The sequence below is a fragment of the Mycobacterium sp. genome (assembly GCF_036488105.1).
Classification (GTDB): Bacteria; Actinomycetota; Actinomycetes; order Mycobacteriales; family Mycobacteriaceae; genus Mycobacterium.
In genome coordinates this window covers 1-17,813 of the sequence record NZ_DASXHW010000325.1, presented here as the reverse complement: position 1 = coordinate 17,813, position 17,813 = coordinate 1, and the positions used below count along the sequence as shown (strand labels likewise).

At 65.8% G+C, this 17,813-nt stretch carries 16 protein-coding genes; 9 read left to right on the top strand and 7 right to left on the bottom strand.

The genetic code is table 11. The features are described 5' to 3' along the window. From VGH54_RS17230 to VGH54_RS17220, 3 genes are all read left to right on the top strand, one after another. Window positions 1–113: PE domain-containing protein (locus tag VGH54_RS17230; protein ID WP_331513291.1), on the top strand; the 113-nt coding region annotated here is incomplete at its 5' end. 166 nt (window positions 114–279) lie between these two features. Beyond that, the gene (locus VGH54_RS17225; RefSeq protein ID WP_331513288.1) at window positions 280–576 is read left to right on the top strand and encodes a WXG100 family type VII secretion target; all 297 of its coding nucleotides are present in this window, start codon (window positions 280–282) and stop codon (window positions 574–576) included. A gap of 31 nt (window positions 577–607) precedes the next feature. After that, a complete protein-coding gene (locus tag VGH54_RS17220) occupies window positions 608–892 on the top strand; it encodes a WXG100 family type VII secretion target (protein WP_331513287.1) in 285 nt (94 codons plus the stop codon). A gap of 148 nt (window positions 893–1,040) precedes the next feature. On the opposite strand, the gene VGH54_RS17215 is transcribed toward VGH54_RS17220, so the two are convergent. Further along, complete coding sequence (locus VGH54_RS17215) at window positions 1,041–1,982, bottom strand: hypothetical protein (protein WP_331513286.1); 942 nt, start codon at window positions 1,980–1,982, stop codon at window positions 1,041–1,043. A gap of 206 nt (window positions 1,983–2,188) precedes the next feature. Between VGH54_RS17215 and VGH54_RS17210 the strand changes: the two genes are divergently transcribed. Further along, window positions 2,189–3,199, top strand: coding sequence for an Rv2578c family radical SAM protein (locus VGH54_RS17210; RefSeq protein WP_331513285.1), 1,011 nt, complete (start codon window positions 2,189–2,191; stop codon window positions 3,197–3,199). A 1-nt stretch (window position 3,200) separates the two neighbouring features. Here VGH54_RS17210 and ypfJ read toward each other — a convergent pair whose 3' ends face one another. Continuing rightward, window positions 3,201–4,085 carry a KPN_02809 family neutral zinc metallopeptidase gene (gene ypfJ, locus VGH54_RS17205; RefSeq protein ID WP_331513284.1) on the bottom strand — a complete coding sequence of 295 codons (885 nt, stop codon included), beginning with the start codon at window positions 4,083–4,085 and terminating at the stop codon, window positions 3,201–3,203. A gap of 72 nt (window positions 4,086–4,157) precedes the next feature. Between ypfJ and VGH54_RS17200 the strand changes: the two genes are divergently transcribed. Then, window positions 4,158–5,654, top strand: a complete 1,497-nt coding sequence (locus tag VGH54_RS17200) for a carboxylesterase/lipase family protein (RefSeq protein WP_331513283.1) — start codon at window positions 4,158–4,160, stop codon at window positions 5,652–5,654. A gap of 99 nt (window positions 5,655–5,753) precedes the next feature. Here VGH54_RS17200 and VGH54_RS17195 read toward each other — a convergent pair whose 3' ends face one another. Beyond that, the gene (locus VGH54_RS17195) at window positions 5,754–6,635 is read right to left on the bottom strand and encodes an oxidoreductase (RefSeq protein WP_331513282.1); all 882 of its coding nucleotides are present in this window, start codon (window positions 6,633–6,635) and stop codon (window positions 5,754–5,756) included. Window positions 6,636–6,684: 49 nt separating this feature from the next. Between VGH54_RS17195 and aspS the strand changes: the two genes are divergently transcribed. Continuing rightward, window positions 6,685–8,478, top strand: coding sequence for an aspartate--tRNA ligase (gene aspS, locus VGH54_RS17190; RefSeq protein WP_331513280.1), 1,794 nt, complete (start codon window positions 6,685–6,687; stop codon window positions 8,476–8,478). 91 nt (window positions 8,479–8,569) lie between these two features. Then, a complete protein-coding gene (locus tag VGH54_RS17185; protein WP_331513279.1) occupies window positions 8,570–9,007 on the top strand; it encodes a nitroreductase family deazaflavin-dependent oxidoreductase in 438 nt (145 codons plus the stop codon). Window positions 9,008–9,107: 100 nt separating this feature from the next. Here VGH54_RS17185 and VGH54_RS17180 read toward each other — a convergent pair whose 3' ends face one another. Both VGH54_RS17180 and VGH54_RS17175 read right to left on the bottom strand, forming a co-directional pair. Beyond that, window positions 9,108–9,464, bottom strand: coding sequence for a transglycosylase family protein (locus VGH54_RS17180; protein ID WP_331513290.1), 357 nt, complete (start codon window positions 9,462–9,464; stop codon window positions 9,108–9,110). 326 nt (window positions 9,465–9,790) lie between these two features. After that, on the bottom strand, window positions 9,791–10,180 hold the full coding sequence (locus VGH54_RS17175; protein ID WP_331513278.1) for an MmcQ/YjbR family DNA-binding protein: 390 nt from the start codon (window positions 10,178–10,180) through the stop codon (window positions 9,791–9,793). A gap of 87 nt (window positions 10,181–10,267) precedes the next feature. Here VGH54_RS17175 and VGH54_RS17170 point away from each other — a divergent pair, with 87 nt between their 5' ends. Both VGH54_RS17170 and VGH54_RS17165 read left to right on the top strand, forming a co-directional pair. Beyond that, window positions 10,268–11,206, top strand: coding sequence for a transglutaminase family protein (locus VGH54_RS17170; protein ID WP_331513277.1), 939 nt, complete (start codon window positions 10,268–10,270; stop codon window positions 11,204–11,206). After that, window positions 11,199–12,245: a putative zinc-binding metallopeptidase gene (locus tag VGH54_RS17165; RefSeq protein ID WP_331513276.1), complete on the top strand. Its 1,047-nt coding sequence runs from the start codon at window positions 11,199–11,201 to the stop codon at window positions 12,243–12,245. The genes VGH54_RS17170 and VGH54_RS17165 overlap by 8 nt, the downstream gene beginning before the upstream one ends. Window positions 12,246–12,255: 10 nt before the next feature. On the opposite strand, the gene VGH54_RS17160 is transcribed toward VGH54_RS17165, so the two are convergent. Together VGH54_RS17160 and VGH54_RS17155 are read right to left on the bottom strand one after the other, a co-directional pair. Then, a complete protein-coding gene (locus VGH54_RS17160) occupies window positions 12,256–14,913 on the bottom strand; it encodes a circularly permuted type 2 ATP-grasp protein (protein WP_331513289.1) in 2,658 nt (885 codons plus the stop codon). Window positions 14,914–14,927: 14 nt separating this feature from the next. Further along, on the bottom strand, window positions 14,928–17,813 hold a 2,886-nt coding region (locus VGH54_RS17155), incomplete at its 5' end, for a transglutaminase family protein (protein ID WP_331513275.1).

Below are 17,813 nucleotides of genomic sequence, written 5' to 3'. Positions count from 1 at the left end.
AGGCAGTGAGCGCCCAGGCGGCGGCCATCCACGAAGCGTTCGTCAACACGCTGGGCACCAGCGCCGGTTCCTACGCGGCCACCGAGGCCGCCAACGCAGCCGCCGCAGGCTGAGTGCAACCCATGAAGACCATCCCACTGTGGCTCCACACCCGGTGGCAGCCATCACGCGGGGAAGGGGGGACCAGCCGTGTGTTTCAAGTCGGCGGTTACCTCAGGTAACCGGTCCGACTACCACGTTTATCGCAGTCAATTACTACTCAAGCAAGGAGAAAGTTAAGTGCCTACGCGTTTTATGACTGACCCGCACGAGATGCGGGCGATGGCGGGCCGTTTCGACGTGCACGCGCAGACCGTTGAGGACGAAGCCCGCAAGATGTGGGCGTCGAGCCAGAACATCGCGGGTGCCGGCTGGAGCGGCACGGCCCAGCTGACGTCTCACGACACCATGGGCCAGATGAACACCGCGTTCCGCAACATCGTCAACATGCTGCACGGGGTGCGCGACGGGTTGATCCGCGACGCCAACAACTACGAAGCCCAAGAGCAGGGCTCGCAGCAGATCCTGTCCAGCTAGCCGATCACCGACAAGACTTAGGAGAACACTCATGTCGATCAGTTACCAGTTCGGTGATGTCGATGCCCACGGCGCGTTGATCCGCGCCCAGGCCGCCTCGTTGGAGGCCGAGCACCAGAGCATCGTGCGCGATGTGCTGGCCGCCGGTGACTTCTGGGGTGGTTCGGGTTCGGTGGCTTGCCAGGAGTTCATCACCCAGTTGGGTCGCAACTTCCAGGTGATCTATGAACAGGCCAACAGTCACGGCCAGAAGGTTCAGACCGCCGGCAACAACATGTCGAGCACCGACTCCGCCGTCGGCGGCAGCTGGGCCTAACGCCTCACCCCTGACGGGGTCGGAACACACCGGGCATCGCGATGCCCGGTGTGTTTTCTTTTGCCATAGCGGACATCCAGTGGCTGGGTGGTCGATCTGTTCGCGCTCTTCTGAGAACTAGCGGCGGAGTAGGTGTCGGAGACGGCGGCTACTCCGCAACTGCCGCGCAAGCGCCGAGGACCGTCGTAGAGACGAAGTTGGCGGCATTGGCCAGGTGATTGTCGGTCGGAGTGTAGGTCGGCAACGCGGTGACAAACGCGCGACGGTACTGGGCCGAAAGGTTGGCCAGGTCCTGCCAGACTGCGTTATCGCTTTGCTTGCCAAGCTGTTCCAGTTTGCCGGCAAATGAATTCATCACCGGTCCAACCGCGTAGTTGACCGCCTTCTGCTCTTTGTTCCAATAGAGCGACGGGACATTGGGATCCATTTGCTGCCATGCCGCGGTCTGCTTGCCGAACTGGTCCAACGCCGACTTCCAGTCGGGGCAAACGGAGTTGTCGGTGGTGAGCAACGGTTGCGGGTTCGCGAGGTTGCCCACCGGGGCGATGTCGGACGGCGGCGGCGACGGCGAGACCAGCGGACCGCGGGCGGCGGCCGACCCGTCGGTGATGGCGGCGCAGATAGCTCCCAACGCTGACGAGGCGCTGTTCGCGGCGCCGGCCAAATTGTTGTCGGCCGGCTTGTACTTGGGGATCCGCTCGGAGTATGCGCGCGCGTACGCGATGAATTGCTGGTAGAGCTCGCGCATCACGCGGTGCGGCGTCAGCTTGATCAGGCCGATCGTTTGCGCCGCCGCGCCGCGCATCGACTCTCCGGCGGCGATGAACTGCGCGCGCTGCTTTGGCGTCCACGCCGAGGCGGGCACCGACCGGTCGCGGTCGTTCCACAACCCCTGACCACCGTTCGCCAGTTGACTGTTGATCGCCGTCCACGCCGTGCAACTGGGATCGTCGGTGATCACCGCAATGGGCCCGGTGTCTTTCGCGCTGGCCACGGGGGCGGTCTCCTGGCCCGAACCGTTGTCCGAGCCCTTCGGCGCCCCCGAATCCCCACCGCCGAACAGCAATACCGCCGCGACTATCGTTGCCAAGACCGCGACCGCGGCCACCCCACCCATTGCCCACTTAAGATGTTTATTGTCTTTTGGGGCGTCAGTATCAGACGTCACGATGGTCCAGCTTAAATGACAACCAACCAACCGCAGGCGTATTGGCGACGAGCCAGGAGTCCGATCGTGGCTGGGGTCAACTTAAACGGCGGGGTTGACATTGGCTCGAACAAACGTTCGAATATGGTATGCGGTGGGACCGTCTGAGCATCGGCGTCGACGACGGCGCGTTGCCTGGATTGGAGCGCATCGGTTTCGTCCGCAGTGTGCGGACGCCGCAGTTCGAGGGCGTCACGTTTCACGAGGTCTTGTGTAAGTCGGCGCTGAACCGTATTCCGCGCGCCTCGGCCTTGCCATTCCAGTACACCGTCAACGCATACCGCGGTTGTTCGCACGCTTGCCGGTATTGCTTCGCCCGGCCGACCCACGAGTATCTGGATTTCGACTGCGGCAACGACTTCGACACCCAGATCGTCGTCAAAACCAACGTCGTTGATGTACTGCGTCGCGAACTGGCCCGAAAGTCGTGGTGTCGCGAGACGGTTGCGCTGGGTACCAACACCGATCCCTATCAACGCGCCGAGGGGCGCTACGCGTTGATGCCCGGCATCATCGGCGCGCTTGCAGCGTCGGGCACGCCGCTGTCGATCCTGACCAAAGGCACGCTGCTGCGCCGTGATCTGCCGCTGATCGCCGCTGCGGCCGAACAGGTACCGGTCAGCCTCGCCGTCTCGCTTGCGGTCGGTGACCCCGAACTACACAAGCAGGTCGAGCCGGGCACCCCGGGCCCGCAGGCCCGCCTTGGACTGGTCGCCGCGATCCGCGAAGCCGGTTTGGAGTGCCATGTGATGGTGGCGCCGGTATTGCCTTATCTGACTGACTCTGTCGAACATCTCGACGGATTGCTGCGCCAGATTGCCGAGGCCGGCGCCGTCGGCGTCACGGTTTTCGGCCTGCACTTGCGTGGATCGACGCGCGGCTGGTTCATGTCGTGGCTGACGCGCACCCATCCGCAGCTGGTCGGCCGGTATCGCGAGTTGTACCGGCGTGGAGCGTATTTGCCGCAGTCCTACCGAGACGAGCTCCGCGCGAGGGTGGCACCGCTGCTCGCTACATACGGGCTGGCCGGCGAACAGCGGCGCTTCGATGCCGCCGCACAACCGCAAACCGTCGAGATGGCACAGCCGACGCTGTTCTGAGCTAGTTCAGGTCGGGTGCGTGGTAGGTGTCGCACTGGTTCGGGTCGCCGGTCTGGTAGCCGACGGTGAACCAGTGCTGACGCTGCTCGGAGGAGCCGTGGGTCCACGATTCCGGGTTGATGCGGCCGGTGGCCGCCTTCTGGATGCGGTCATCGCCGACAGACGACGCCGCCGACAACGCGTCGGCAATGTCCTTGTCGCTCAGCGGTTCCAGGAAAGGAACACCGGTGCTCTCCTGCTTGGTGGTGGAGGCGTAGTGGGCCCACACGCCGGCGTAGCAGTCGGCTTGCAGCTCGGTGCGCACGCCGTTACCGCTGGCGCCTTGCGCGCCCTGCTGGGCGCGACCGAGTGATCCCTGCAGATCCTGCACATGGTGCCCGAACTCGTGAGCCACCACGTATTCCTGCGCCAATGGCCCACCGCTTGAACCGAATTGGGTGCGCAGCACGTCGAAAAAGCCGGTGTCGAAGTAGGCGGTTTGATCGACCGGGCAGTAGAACGGGCCCACCTCGGTGGTCGCCGCTCCGCAGCCGGTGTTGACCTGACCACTGAACAGCCGCACCCGCGGCCGGGTGTATCCGCGCATCAGCTGTTTCCACACCGCGTCGACGGAGTTGCCGGTGGCGACCACACGGCACTGCACGTATTGGTTGGCGTCGGCCCCGGTGCGGCACTTGCTCAGATCGAAGCCGGGCGCGACGTCCTGGCTGGCGCCCGGTGCGGGCAGCTGGGTGGCCACTTTGCCAGGATCGACCCCGAGCAGCAGCGCGACCACCAGGAACAACAACCCGCCGAGTCCGCCGCCGATCGCGATTCCTCGCCCTCCACCCCCACCGGACGATGCCGTCGTGCTGGTGTCGATCTGCATACCCTCGTTGAAGGTCATCGCACTCTCCGTTGCGGTTTTCGGCGTGGCTGGTAGCCCGGCAAGATCAGCTTTACACACTACGATTCAGGCGTGCCCGCGGTTGCCGAAGTTCCTGCGCTGGCGCGCACGTCCTTCGGCGATCTCCGGGGCACCGTCGAAGGCGGCGTCGCGGTGTGGCGCGGGGTGCCGTACGCGCAACAGCCCATCGGTGAGCGTCGTTTCGCCGCACCGGCACCGCTGCTGCCCTGGGCGGGTGTGCGTGATGCCGTCGAGCACGGTCCGTTGCCGCTGCAGAGCCGCTCGATGGTGGCCGGCGACCGCCGAGACCCGAAGATTCGCGACGAGGCCTGCTTGACGGTGACGGTGTGGTCGCCGGACGTTTCCGGCTCGCTGCCGGTCATGGTGTGGATCCCCGGCGGGGCGTTCCTCAACGGTGCCGGGCAACTACAGCTCTACGGCGGGTCGCGGCTGGCCGCTAGCGGCAATGTCGTGGTCGTCAATGTCACCTACCGCGTAGGGGTTTTCGGCGGTTTCGAGCTTGGCGATCTCGGCGACGGCTTTGACGACAACCTGTGCCTCCGTGACCAGATCGCCGCGTTGGCGTGGGTTCGGGACAACGTCGCGGCGTTTGGTGGTGACGCCGACCGGGTCACCGTGTTCGGCGAATCTGCAGGCGCCACATCGGTATTGGCGCTGCTGGCCAGCCCCGCCGCCGAAGGTCTCTTCGCCCGCGCGATTGCGCAAAGCCCGGCGCTGCCACTGATGGCCGACCGTGAGACGCGCGCCGAGCAGGCGCAGCGATTTCTCAGTCGGCTCGGCGTGCCGGCGGGGGAGTTGAAAACGCTGCCGCAGCGTGAATTACGCCGTGCCGCAGGAGAATTACAGCTCGCGAGTGTGGCGACGACACCGACGCTGGCGCACGGGCTGACCTATGGGGTCGATCTCCTGCCGGTGCACCCGATCGAGGCGGCCCGTACGGGTGCCACGGCCCGTATTCCATTGGTCATCGGCTCCAACCGGCGCGAGGCGTCGCTGTTCGCCCGAGACAAGACGCCGATGCTGCCAACGACGCAGGCCAACGTCGATCGCTATTTCACACGATTCGCGCCGGAGACGAGGGCGCGGGTGCTTGCGGCTTACTCAGGCTATCCGCGCCGCCGCGCGCTGGAGGAGATCGGTGCCGACGCGATGTTCGTCGCCCCGACGTGGGCGTTCACTGATGGCTACAGTCTTCACGCGCCCACCTATGCCTACCGCTTCGATCACACGCCGGCGACGCTGCGTGCGTTGGGCCTGGGCGCCGTCCACGGCAGCGAGATCGTGCACATCTTGCACAGCTACGACTCGCATTTGGGCCGAAGACTGCACCCGCTGGGCAGATGGCTGACGCCCGCCGTGGGTCGCCGGATGCAAAGCACCTGGCTGGAATTCGCCCACGCGGCCGGGGCCGATAGCCCAGCTTGGTCTTGCGAGTGGCCCCGCTATGACATCCAGCAACGAGCCACCCGCGTCATCCGGTCGTTGTCCGATGTCGTGGTCGACGACCCCGATGCGGCCCGCCGCTCAGCGTGGCACGACCTGCCGTAATCCGGTAAACCGGACTCCGGTGGTTCTTGTCACACGTGTCGGGTGACAGTCTGCCGGTCGGCTCGGTGCGACAGCGTCGCCGTAGCCGAGGCTGACCGGCTAACCGGGGCCGTCGCTCGTCGCGGCGAGCAGCGGTACCAGCACATCGCTGATCGGTGTCGCGATGCCGTGGGCGCCTGCTTTGCGGATGATCACCCCGTTGCGGATGTCCCACTCCTGTGGGCGGCCGGCCTCGCGGTCGGCGAGCATCGACGTGCCCATATCGGTGGGTGCCTGACGGAACATCTCGACCGTGCCGTCGATGACGTCATCGCCGAGATGCGCGCCCTCGGCGCGGGCGACCTCGAGGCATTCGGCGGCATAGCGGCGCGCCAACTCGGACAGGTCGTCGCGGCGAAACATCCCGGCCCGACGGCCGGTCAGCACCATCAGGCCGGCCACCGCGTTGACCAGCAGCTTGCGCCATGCGGCCGTGACAAAGTCGGGGTCGCAGTCAGCGGTGCCACCGGCGGCGCGCCACACTTCGGCGAATGTTGTTGCGGCAGTCCCGGTCGGCAGCGCCAACCGGGCTTCCCCGCGCAGCCGCACCCAGCCTTCGGGTTGAGTCTCGGCCGAAAACCAGACGATCCCGGGGATGACCGTCGACGACGGGCAGAGCGGCTGTACCTGCTCAACCTGCTCGACGCCGTTCTGCAAAACCACGACGACCGTGTTCGCGTCGCACAGGCGGGCCAGCCACCGGGCCGCTGCGGCGTTCTGGGTGGATTTGACCGTCAGCAGGACCACCCCGACGGGACCCGCGGTCTCACCAGGATCGGTGCAGACCGGGCCTGGCACCGTGATCGAATCCGCGTCGTCGGGCCGAAGTTCGACCTGCGATCGCGGCGTCCGCCCGCAGACCAGCACCCGGTGCCCGGCGGCGAAGAGGTAAGCGGCGACGGTCGTGCCGACGGCGCCCGGACCCACAACTGCAATATCCATGACGATCCTCGAAATTAGCGCCTCTAGACTGGGCTGTCGTTCCCACCGTATGCAAGGAGTATTTGTGCTGCGCAGTCACGCCGCCGGTTCATTGCGGGCCACCGACGCCGGCCAACAGGTGACGCTCGCCGGATGGGTCGCGCGCCGGCGGGACCACGGCGGGGTGATCTTCATCGACCTGCGCGACGCTACGGGGGTTTCCCAGGTGGTGTTCCGTGCCGAGGACGTGCTGGCTCAGGCCCACCGGCTGCGCGCGGAGTTCTGTGTGGCCGTCGAGGGCGTGGTGGAGATCCGCCCGGAGGGCAACGCGAACGCGGAGATCCCCACCGGCGAGATCGAGGTCAACGCGACGTCGCTGACGGTGCTAGGGGAGTGTGCACCGCTGCCGTTCCAGCTCGACGAGCCCGCCGGCGAGGAGGTCCGGCTGCGTTATCGCTACCTCGACCTGCGCCGCGAGGGCCCCGGTGGCGCAATTCGGTTGCGCTCCAAGGTAAACGCCGCGGCGCGTGGCATGCTGGCCGCGCACGATTTCGTCGAGATCGAGACGCCGACGATGACACGCTCGACGCCGGAGGGTGCGCGCGACTTCCTGGTGCCGGCCCGGCTGCAACCCGGCTCGTTCTACGCCTTGCCGCAAAGCCCGCAGCTGTTCAAGCAACTGCTGATGGTGGCCGGCATGGAGCGCTACTACCAGATCGCCCGCTGTTACCGGGACGAGGATTTCCGCGCCGACCGTCAGCCGGAATTCACCCAGCTCGACATGGAGCTGAGCTTCGTCGAGGCCGACGACGTCATCGCGATTTCCGAACAGGTGCTCAAGGCGGTGTGGGCGTTGATCGGCTACGACCTTCCGCTGCCGGTGCCGCGGATCAGCTACGCCGATGCGATGCGTCGGTTCGGTTCCGACCGGCCCGACCTGCGCTTCGGGCTGGAGCTGGTCGAGTGCGCAGAGTTCTTCTCCGACACTACTTTTCGGGTATTCCAGGCACCCTATGTGGGCGCGGTAGTGATGTCAGGCGGCGCCTCGCAGCCGCGTCGCACGCTGGACGGCTGGCAGGAATGGGCCAAACAGCGTGGCCACAAGGGGCTGGCCTACGTGCTGGTCGGCGACGACGGCACGCTGGGCGGGCCGGTGGCCAAAAACCTGTCCGATGCCGAACGCGAAGGTCTGGCCGCGCATGTTGGCGCGCAACCCGGCGACTGCATCTTCTTCTCCGCCGGGCCGGCCAAGGCCTCTCGTGCGCTGTTGGGTGCGGCACGCGTGGAGATCGCGCATCGGCTCAACCTGATCGACCCCGATGCCTGGGCATTCACCTGGGTGGTGGACTTCCCGCTGTTCGAGCCGGCCGATGAGGCCGCTGCCGCCGGCGATGTCGCGCTGGGCAGCGGCGCTTGGACCGCGGTGCACCACGCGTTCACCTCGCCAAAGGCCGAGTCGGAGGCCACCTTCGACAGCGATCCGGGCAACGCGCTGGCGGACGCCTACGACATCGTCTGCAACGGCAACGAAATCGGCGGCGGCTCAATTCGTATCCACCGCCGCGACATTCAGGAACGCGTGTTCGCGATGATGGGCATCGGCGCCGCCGAAGCACAGGAGAAGTTCGGATTCCTGTTGGATGCGTTCACCTTTGGCGCCCCGCCGCACGGCGGCATCGCGTTCGGCTGGGATCGAATCGTCCAACTGCTGGCCGGAGCCGATTCGATCCGCGAGGTGATCGCGTTCCCTAAGTCCGGCGGCGGCGTTGACCCGCTGACCGACGCCCCGGCGCCGATCACCGCGCAACAGCGCAAAGAATCGGGCATCGACGTCGTACCCGAGACGGCGCGAGATCGACGCTAGCGCGCAATTTGTCGCGTTTTTCGACGCTAGCGTCGATCTCGGCAAGACTTGGTGGCGGAATAGACAGCCGATCCGCGTAGGTTGACCAAGCATGTCTGAAGGTATGCCTGACACCGAAACCATCAAAGCGTTCAACGAAGCCATCGCCGACGAGTTCCGTGCCAACGACGGCAAGGTCGGCGGTCAGTTCGAGGGCACTCACCTGCTCCTGCTGACCACCACCGGCGCCAAGTCCGGTCGGCCGCGAGTCTCGCCGCTGGCCTATTTCCGCATCGACGGCAAGCTGCTCATCATCGGGTCTTTCGCGGGGTCCGACGTCAACCCGGCCTGGGTGCACAATCTGCGGGCGAACCCGGCGGCGCGCGTCGAGATCGGTAACGACTCCTCGGACGTCACCGCGCGGGAATTGCCGTCCGGCGAACGTGACGAACTTTTCGGCCAGATCGCCGCGGCCGCCCCGGGTTTCGCGGAGTATCAGGCGAAGACGACGCGCGTGATCCCGGTCTTCGAGCTGCAGCTGGCGAGTTAGCCGAGCCGGATAGTTAGGCCGTCAATCGAGCTCTCGCTGCGCCCGGTCACGGGGCAATCACGACGTCTATCACGGGGCGGTCACGCGGTCGGCGAATGGCTTAATGCGGGACCAGCGACAAGATCGTTTGCAGCGTGCCGCGCACCGGGTGCATGAAGATGTTGACGATTTGGATCGGGAAGAGCTGGCCATTGCCGCCGCATTTGGGCCAGGCGCCGGGTCCCTGGGTGGCCAGCACCCGGTTCGCCACCGCGATCTGCTGCTCGCGCGAGGCCATCGCCGGGTCGCCGATGCCGCCGTTGGCGGCCCAGGTAGACGGTTTGAACTGCAGTCCGCCGTAGAACCCGTTGCCGGTGTTGGCGTGCCAGTTGCCACCCGATTCGCACTGCGCCACGGCGTCCCAGTTCATGCCGTCCGCGTAGGCCACGCCGGTGGTCGGATTGACCAGCAGCGTCATGCCCAGGGCGACCAACGTGGCTATCACCAGGTGCTTGCACAGCGTGCTCAGTAGCCCACCTAAATGACTCATTTAACACTTCTAACAAACACGCGGGAAAAGAGTCAATGCGTGGGACTTTAGTAGTTCAGTGAGATAATTGTTTAAAGAGCGTTTTATGTTGCTGGTGATAATAGAAGTCAATTAAAGAGGCTATTGGTGCTCTTTATAACTAGAGTGATATATGTGAATTGAGTTATCTAGCTGTGATGGAGTAAATTAGAGTGGCCCGTGATGCTACTGTTACTCAGGTGACTGATGATGCGACTCGGTGACTGGCGTGGGAGTTACCGGGTTTCGCCGAGAAACTCCTGGACCAGGCGTTTTGGGGCCTGAGTGAGCCAAGCCTCGACGATCAGCTCCCGTAGCCCGCGTTCGTCGATCGCCGCGAGCTTCACCAGAACAGCTGGATAGCCATCGAAATGCGGGGTGGTGAAGTACAGCTCGGGCTCATCGGCGATCAGCGCGAACTTGACGCCCTCGTCGGGCACCCGGACGCCGAGGATGTCGCCCTGCGGTGGTTCGACCCCGAGCGCGGTCAGCGCGTCGTAGTCGGACTTGCGCAGCGGACGCTCCCAGGCGATCAGCTTCTTGCCGACCCGCCATTCGTGTGGCGACCGCTCCTCGATGAGTTGCAGCTCACCGACGACGCTGGCGACGTCGTCCCAGGTGGCCATGATTCATTGTGCTCTTCTCGCGGCGGTCAAGCGCCGGATCCAGGCTGGGGGGCTGCACGCGATGTTGAGGCTCATTAGTGTTGCAGCGTGACGTCGCCGGATCAGCACCCGCCCGGCCCGCGGGCCCGCTACCGGATCACCCATCGCACCGAATACCGCTATTCGGACGTGGTGACCAGTTCCTACGGTCGTGGTTTCCTGACCCCGCGGGATCTGTTGCGGCAGCGCTGCCTCTTCCACGAGCTGACGATCTCGCCGGCACCCGCAGACAGCTCAACGAGCCTGGACGCCTACGGCAACGTCAGCTCGTATTTCCATGTCACCGAACCGCATCAGACGCTGACGATCACCAGCGAGTCGGTCGTCGAGGTGTATCCGTCACCACCGGAGCGCTGGGGTGCCGGACCGGCGGTGGCTCCCTGGGAACTGGCCCGTCCGGTAGGCGCGCGCGGCGCTTTGGCCACCGAGTTCGCTCTCGACCTGAACCCACCCGAGATCACCGACGAGGTTCGCGACTACGCCGCGCCGAGCTTTGTCCCGCAGCGACCACTTGGCGAGGTGCTGCGTGACCTCGCATCGCGGATCCACGCCGACTTCACCTATCGCTCCGGGTCGACCACAGTGTCTACCGGAGTCAATGAGGTTCTGACGGCCCGGGAAGGGGTATGCCAGGACTTCGCGCGACTGGCGATCGCCTGCTTGCGCGCCAATGGTTTGGCGGCCAGCTATGTGTCCGGTTACCTGGCCACCAATCCGCCGCCGGGAAAGGATCGCATGATCGGCATCGACGCGACGCACGCATGGGCCGCGGTGTGGACGCCACAACCACCAGGCCAATTCGAGTGGCTGGGACTCGATCCCACTAACGACAAGATGGTCGACGAACGATATGTGATTGTCGGGCGGGGTCGCGACTACGCTGACGTGCCGCCGTTGCGAGGCATCATCTACACCAATTCCAAGAAGAGCGTGATCGACGTCGCAGTCGACGTGGTGCCCTACGAAGGTGACGAACTATATGCGTGACTTCCACTGTCCCAACTGCGGCCAGCGTCTGACTTTCGAGAACTCCGCGTGCCTGGCATGTGGCAGCGCGCTGGGTTTCTCGCTCGACGAGATGGCGCTGCTGGTGATCACGACAGGCGACGACGCCGACCACGCCGGTTTCGTCAGCGCCAGCGAATACGAGCTGTGTGCCAATCGTTATCTGGCGGAATGCAATTGGCTTGTTCGGATTCCTCAGCCAGGCGGGTTGTGCGCCTCCTGTGCGCTGACCATCGAGCGGCCCAACGACGCCGATACCGCCGGGCTGGTGGAGTTCGCCCGGGCGGAGGCGGCCAAGCGCAGGCTGGTCGCCGAGTTGCACGAGCTCAAGCTGCCGATCGTCGGGCGTGATCAGGACCCGAACTACGGATTGGCTTTCCGGTTGCTGTCCAGCGGGCACGAGAAGGTGCTGACCGGGCATGAAAACGGTGTCATCACACTGGATTTGGCTGAAGGTGACGATGTGCATCGCGAGCAACTGCGGGTAGAGATGGACGAGCCCTACCGCACCTTGCTGGGACACTTCAGGCACGAGATCGGGCATTACTACTACTACCGGCTGATCACGCCATCCGCTGATTTCGTGTCCCGTTTCACCGAGTTGTATGGCGACGCCAATGCCGACTACCAGGCGGCGCTGGACCGGCATTACAGCGAAGGGGCGCCCGCGAATTGGGAAGAGACCTTTGTCTCCTCGTACGCAACCATGCACCCCGCCGAGGATTGGGCCGAGACGTTCGCGCACTACCTGCACATTCGGGACACGCTGGACACCGCGGCTTGGTGCGGTTTCGCACCGGCGACGGCAACCTTCGATCGGCCGGTGTTGGGCCCCAGTGCTTTTAACACCATCATCGACATGTGGCTACCGGTGTCGTGGTCGCTGAACATGGTGAACCGGTCGATGGGTCACGACGATCTCTACCCGTTCGTGCTACCGGTGGCGGTGCTGGAGAAGATGAAGTTCATCCACGGCGTCATCGACGAGGTGACCGCGATATCGGGTAAACCCGCGGCCTAGCAACCTGGCGTCACGGCATCACCCGCCGCTCATCGCCACCCCACAGCGGCTGCATGCCGCCGGGCAGCGCCAGCTGCGTCGCGGTGATCACCTCGGCCAGCTCGCGTAGCGCGGTATGCACCGCGGTCAGCAGCTCGGCCAACTTCTTGCGACGCCCGTCGGCTGCGACCGCCTCCAGGTCGGCGGGGTTCGACCGCCGCAACATGGTGCTGATCTCGGCGACCATCCGCTGCGGCCGCGATGACCCCGATGAGCCGGGTAGGTCGCCGAGGTCGGTCTGGAGTCGCTCCAGCTGATACACCAACGATCGCGGGTTCGTCGCGTCGAAGAGCATCAGCTCGGCCAGGGCGGCCACGCTGACCTCACCCGCCGTGCGGCGGCGATAGGTGACCGCCGATTCCGTTGCGATCAAGGTTGATTCGATGACCGTCAGTTCCGCGGCCGGAGCCCGGACGGTCGTCACAGTCGCGTTCAGCAATGCGGTCAAACCCAGGCCGCGCTCGATGCGCTTGCCGATGTCCATCAGCGTCCAGCCGACGTCCTGCACCATCGACTCACTGGAAACCCCGGCCAGCGTCAGCATTGCGACCAGCGTCTGCGACTGCGCGGTGGAGAGCACGGCGTCGGCCTCGGCAAGTGAGTCCGGCGGCTCGGCCTTATGCGCCAATGTCCGTTCGACGCCGGCCAGCACCACCCAGGTGTCGCTGGACAACTGGTCGCGCACCGCTCTGGCTGCCAGCGCCAGCCGGTCGACCGACTGCACCAGCGAGCCGGGCCGGTCGCGGTCCATAGTGAGCGACCACAGCGTCGACGGTGTGGTCGCGATCGACTCCGCCTGGTCGTCTGGGCCTGGATCGGTTCCGGTGATCCTGCCCAGCGCGGACATCAACACCGGCACGCACTGACTTTCGGCAGTCTCCTGGCGATGCCGGAATTCGTAGTAACGCCGGCGCGCAGCGATCAACAACCGGGCCATGTTTTCGGCCCGCTCGCCGTAGCGTCCCATCCAGAACAGATCGGACAGCACGCGTGGCGAGCTGACTCCCAAAGTGCCCGCGCCCGCCTTGGCCGGTGTCTCCGGCGCCGGTAGGGTTACCGCCTCCGTCCGCGAACGCTCAGTCGGACGTACCCAGACATCCTTCGCAACAACGGTTTTCAGTGTGTAGGCCGATGGACCCGCCGCCAGGACGTAGCCCAGGCCGCCCAGCATCGGTGCGTAGCCACCACGTTGGGCCACCGTGAACAAACGCATGCCCACCGGGCCTGCGGAGAAGTCACCGGCGTGACTGGTGGGCGCGGACGAGAATTGGGGCAGCTCCTGGCCAACCCATTGCCACGGCATCGCGGTGATGCAGGCGGCCAGCTCGGCGAGTCGCTCCGACGAAAGGGTCGGTCCGACAAGCGTTTGCCCACCGATGGTCGGCCTGATCAACAACGACGAGAGATTCGCCAGCAGGTGCGAACGTTCGCTGTCGATCCCGCCCCAATAACTGGGCGTGCTGGCGAGCAGCGGCGATTCCCCGAGCAGTTGCGTGGCCAGTTCAGGTAGGAATCGTTGCAGCCCAGCACTTTCCAGAATGCCACTGCCAACGGTGTTGACCACGGTCACCGTCCCGCGGTGCTGCGCCTCGACCAGCCCGGCCACCCCGAGCCGCGAGTCGGCACGCAGATCGAGCGGGTCGGTGTACGTCGCGTCGACGCGGCGAAACACCACGTCGACGCGTTTGAGGGTACCCAGCGAACGCATCCACAATTGGCCATCGCGCACCACCAGATCCGCGCTCTCCACCAACGGAAAGCCCAGCAGTGTCGCGAGATACGCCTGATCGAACGAGGTTTCGGAGTAGATACCCGGACTGAGTACAACCACGACCGGGTCTTGCACGCCGTCGGGTGCCGCGTCGATCAGTGCCAGGCGCAGCGCCTGCGCGAACGGTGTCGTCGGCCGCGGGCCGACCCTTTCGTACAAGTCGGGCAGGGCTTGTGTGAGGACCCGTCGGTCGGCCAGCGCATAACCGGCGCCGGACGGGGCTTGGGTCCAGTCGGCGTTCACCTGGAAACTGCCATCGGACAGCCGGCTCACATCGCAGGCGTGCATGAAGAGTTGATGGTGCCCCGGCACCTCGATTCCGTTGGCGGCGCGGACATAGCCGGGGTGGGCGAACAGCAGCTCCGGTGGTAGCACGCCCTCGGTCAGCGAACGACGGCTGCCGTACAGGTCGGCGAGCACGGCGTTGAGTACCCGCGACCGTTGCACGAGCCCCGCCTCGAGTGCTTCCCAATCCGGAGCCGACACCACCAGCGGCAGCGAATCCAGATGCCACGGCCGCGGTTCACCCTGGCCATTGACAGCGGGTTCTTGGGCGGGATCGACACGGGTATAGGTGATGTCGTCGTTGTCCACCAGCTGGTGTATCGCGGAGCGCAGCCGCTGCAGCCCGGCCCGGCCGCGGTCGCCGACCGCGTCGGCGAGCTCGGTCCAGGCGGGGCGCACGTTGCCGGCTTCGTCGACGAACTCGTCGTAGCCGATCCCCGGGCCACGCAGGCCGGGCGGACGTAGGTCGAACAAGGCGTCTTGGGCACGCGTCGCGCGGTACCCGGCCAGCAGGCGGTCGACGTCGGTGCGGTGGTGAAAAGCTGCCGACGCGTCGCTGGAATGCACTGCCATATCTGCCGAAGCCATTACCGCAGGACGGTACGCACGCGTCGCAGGTCGAGGATGCCCGGCGCGCCGATGTCTGTGGAAATCCGCGCCTGCATCTCCCGGATGTCGGACAGCTCGAGCTTGCCCGGGGTGAAACCGGTGGCTTCGAAGCGTCGGGCGCGGCGCGACTCGGCCTCGACGGCGTTCACCGGCGGTTCGTCGTAGGCGCGCCCACCGGGATGTGCGACGTGATAGGTGCAGCCGCCGCGCGACGTCGACGTGGTCAGGTCGACGAGCTCGAACTGCAGCGGACCGTCAACGGTGATGCTCGGATGCAGCGCGCTGGGCGGCTGCCACGCCCGGAACCGCACACCGCCCACGTGCACGTCGGGATTGTCGGTGGCCAGCAACGGAACCGGGTAGCCGTTGCAGGTCATCAGATAGCGGTGCCGGTCGGCGCCGATGATGCGCACCTGGATGCGTTCGATCGACGAGTCGACATAGCGTGCCGTGCCGGTGGCGGTGGACTGCTCGCCGAGGGTGTTCCACGGCTCGATGGCTCCGCGCAGTTCGACCTCGACGCCGTCGAACACCGCGGTGCCGATGCGCGGAAACCGGAACTCGGTGAATGGGTCCAGCCAGTTGGTCTCAAAGGCGATGCCGTGCGCGCGCAGATCCGCGGCGACGTCGGCAATGTCGTGGATCAGAAAGTGCGGCAACAGGTATCGTCCGTGCAGGTTCGGGCCGTGCCGGATCAGGGGAGCCCGCAGCGGTTCCTCCCAGAACCAGGCCACCAGTGATCGCACCAGCAGTGACTGCACCATCGCCATCCGCAGATGCGGCGGCATCTCGAAACCGCGAAGCTCCAGTAGGCCCAGTCGGCCGCGCGGGCTGTCCGGGTTGTAGAGCTTGTCGATGCAAAACTCTGCGCGATGCGTGTTGCCGGTGATGTCGGTCAACAGATGCCGAAGGGCCCGGTCGGTGACCCACGGTTTGGCTGGGGCGCCCTCGGAAAGCGAAGTGATTCGGTCGATTTCGGCGAAGGCGATCTCGAGTTCGTAGAGTGCCTCGGCACGGCCCTCGTCCACCCGCGGCGCCTGCGACGTGGTGCCGACGAATCGACCGGCGAACAGGTAGGACAACGCCGGGTGCCGCTGCCAATAGGTCAACAGCGAGATCAGCAAGTCTGGCCGGCGCAGTAGCGGCGAATCCTTCGGGGTGATGCCGCCCAGAGTGATGTGGTTGCCCCCGCCCGTGCCGCCGTGGCTGCCGTCGAACTGGAACGACTCCGTGGACAGCCGGGCGAATCTGGCTTGTTCATAGAGTATTTCGAGTTGCCGGCTCTGCTCGGCGAAACTGGCGGTGGGTGCGACATTGACTTCGATGACACCCGGGTCGGGGGTTATCGTCGTCGACGTCAGCCGCGGGTCCGGCGGCGGGTCGTAACCTTCGATGACGACCGGGCAGCCGGTCTTCGCCGCCGCGTCGTGCACCCGCCCGATCAGATCGACGAAGTGGTCCAGCGCCTCGGTCGGCGGCATGAACACGTAGAGCAGCCCGTCGCGAACCTCGGCGACCATCGCGGTGGTCGGCGCGGTTTCGTCGTCGTCGACCTCCGCCTCCTCGGTGGACGGGTGCAACTCGTCGCCGACGGTGGTCGGGTCGGTGTCGAACCTCGGCCGCGGCGGCTTCCAGCTGATCGCGTCGAGCGGCAGCCGAAGGCCCGCCGGCGAGGCGCCGTCCACCAATACGATGCGGCCGCGACGAAGTCGCCAGTCCGCGCTGGCCCAGCCGCCGTCGTCGTCGCGTCTGTGCAGCGGCAACACAAATGCCGCTGGGGCTTCGGTGGATTCATCGAGACACGCCAATAGTTCCGCGCGGCCCGCGACGGTGTCCTCGCCGGTTTCCGAGTCCAAATCGGCATCCGGCGCCACCGGGTCGCCTTTGGGTAGGCGCGCTTTGGCCGCCATCCGCGACAGTGGATCTTCGTAGGCGGGCCGCACCTGCGACAGCGGCAGGCTCAGCCCGTCGGCGATGGCAGCCAGCAAGTCCTGGGAGGCGGACTCGGGTGCCGGCGGGCCGGCCGGATCGGTGCTCCAGGGATCGGCCAGCAGCGTTTCGTCGGGCCACAGCGGCAGCCCATCGGTGCGCCAGTACAGGCCAATCTGCCAGCGCGGCAACGGTTCACCGGGATACCAGCGGCCCTGCCCTCGGTGGATCAGCCCCTGCGGTGCCCACTGTGCTTTCAGCCGCGCGGCCAGCTCGGAGGCACGTTCGCGTTTGTGCGGGCCGTCGGCCGCGGTGATCCACTCGTCGTCGACCTGGTTGTCCACCGACACGAATGTGGGCTCGCCACCGACGGTCAATCGGACATCGCCGTCGGTCAATCGCGCGTCGACCCCACGCGCGACGTCCTGGATCGTCGCCCACGCCTCGTCGGTGTAGGGGAGCGTGACGCGCGGGTCTTCGTGGATGCGGGTGACGGTGTTGGAGAACTCCAGCACCGCTTCGCAAGGATCGGTGTTGCCGGTGATGGGAGCCGCGCTCTCCGGACTCGGCGTTGCGGCCAGCGGAATGTGGCCTTCGCCGGCGAACAGGCCCGACGTCGGGTCCAAGCCGATCCAGCCCGCACCGGGGATGTACACCTCGGCCCAGGCGTGCAGGTCGGTGAAATCGGCGGCAGGGCCGGACGGTCCGTCGAGCGCCTTGACGTCTGAAGTCAGCTGGACCAGGTAGCCGGACACGAACCTGGCGGCCAGACCCATCTGACGCAGGATCGACACCAGTAGCCAGGCGAAGTCGCGACACGAGCCGACCCCGGTTCGCAGCGTGAAATCCGGTGTCTGCACGCCATGTTCCATGCGCAGGCTGTAGCCGAGGTCGCTGTTGACCCGCCTATTGAGCTCGACCAGATAGTTGATCGT

Coding starts and splice junctions, on each gene's coding strand:
- VGH54_RS17185 (WP_331513279.1), top strand. CDS start 8,570: ATGTCTGAAGGTATGCCTGACACCGAAACCATCAAAGCGTTCAACGAA.
- aspS (WP_331513280.1), top strand. CDS start 6,685: ATGCAAGGAGTATTTGTGCTGCGCAGTCACGCCGCCGGTTCATTGCGG.
- VGH54_RS17175 (WP_331513278.1), bottom strand. CDS start 10,180: ATGGCCACCTGGGACGACGTCGCCAGCGTCGTCGGTGAGCTGCAACTC.
- VGH54_RS17160 (WP_331513289.1), bottom strand. CDS start 14,913: ATGGCAGTGCATTCCAGCGACGCGTCGGCAGCTTTTCACCACCGCACC.
- VGH54_RS17210 (WP_331513285.1), top strand. CDS start 2,189: ATGCGGTGGGACCGTCTGAGCATCGGCGTCGACGACGGCGCGTTGCCT.
- VGH54_RS17165 (WP_331513276.1), top strand. CDS start 11,199: ATGCGTGACTTCCACTGTCCCAACTGCGGCCAGCGTCTGACTTTCGAG.
- VGH54_RS17220 (WP_331513287.1), top strand. CDS start 608: ATGTCGATCAGTTACCAGTTCGGTGATGTCGATGCCCACGGCGCGTTG.
- VGH54_RS17195 (WP_331513282.1), bottom strand. CDS start 6,635: ATGGATATTGCAGTTGTGGGTCCGGGCGCCGTCGGCACGACCGTCGCC.
- ypfJ (WP_331513284.1), bottom strand. CDS start 4,085: ATGACCTTCAACGAGGGTATGCAGATCGACACCAGCACGACGGCATCG.
- VGH54_RS17180 (WP_331513290.1), bottom strand. CDS start 9,464: ATGACGCTGCTGGTCAATCCGACCACCGGCGTGGCCTACGCGGACGGC.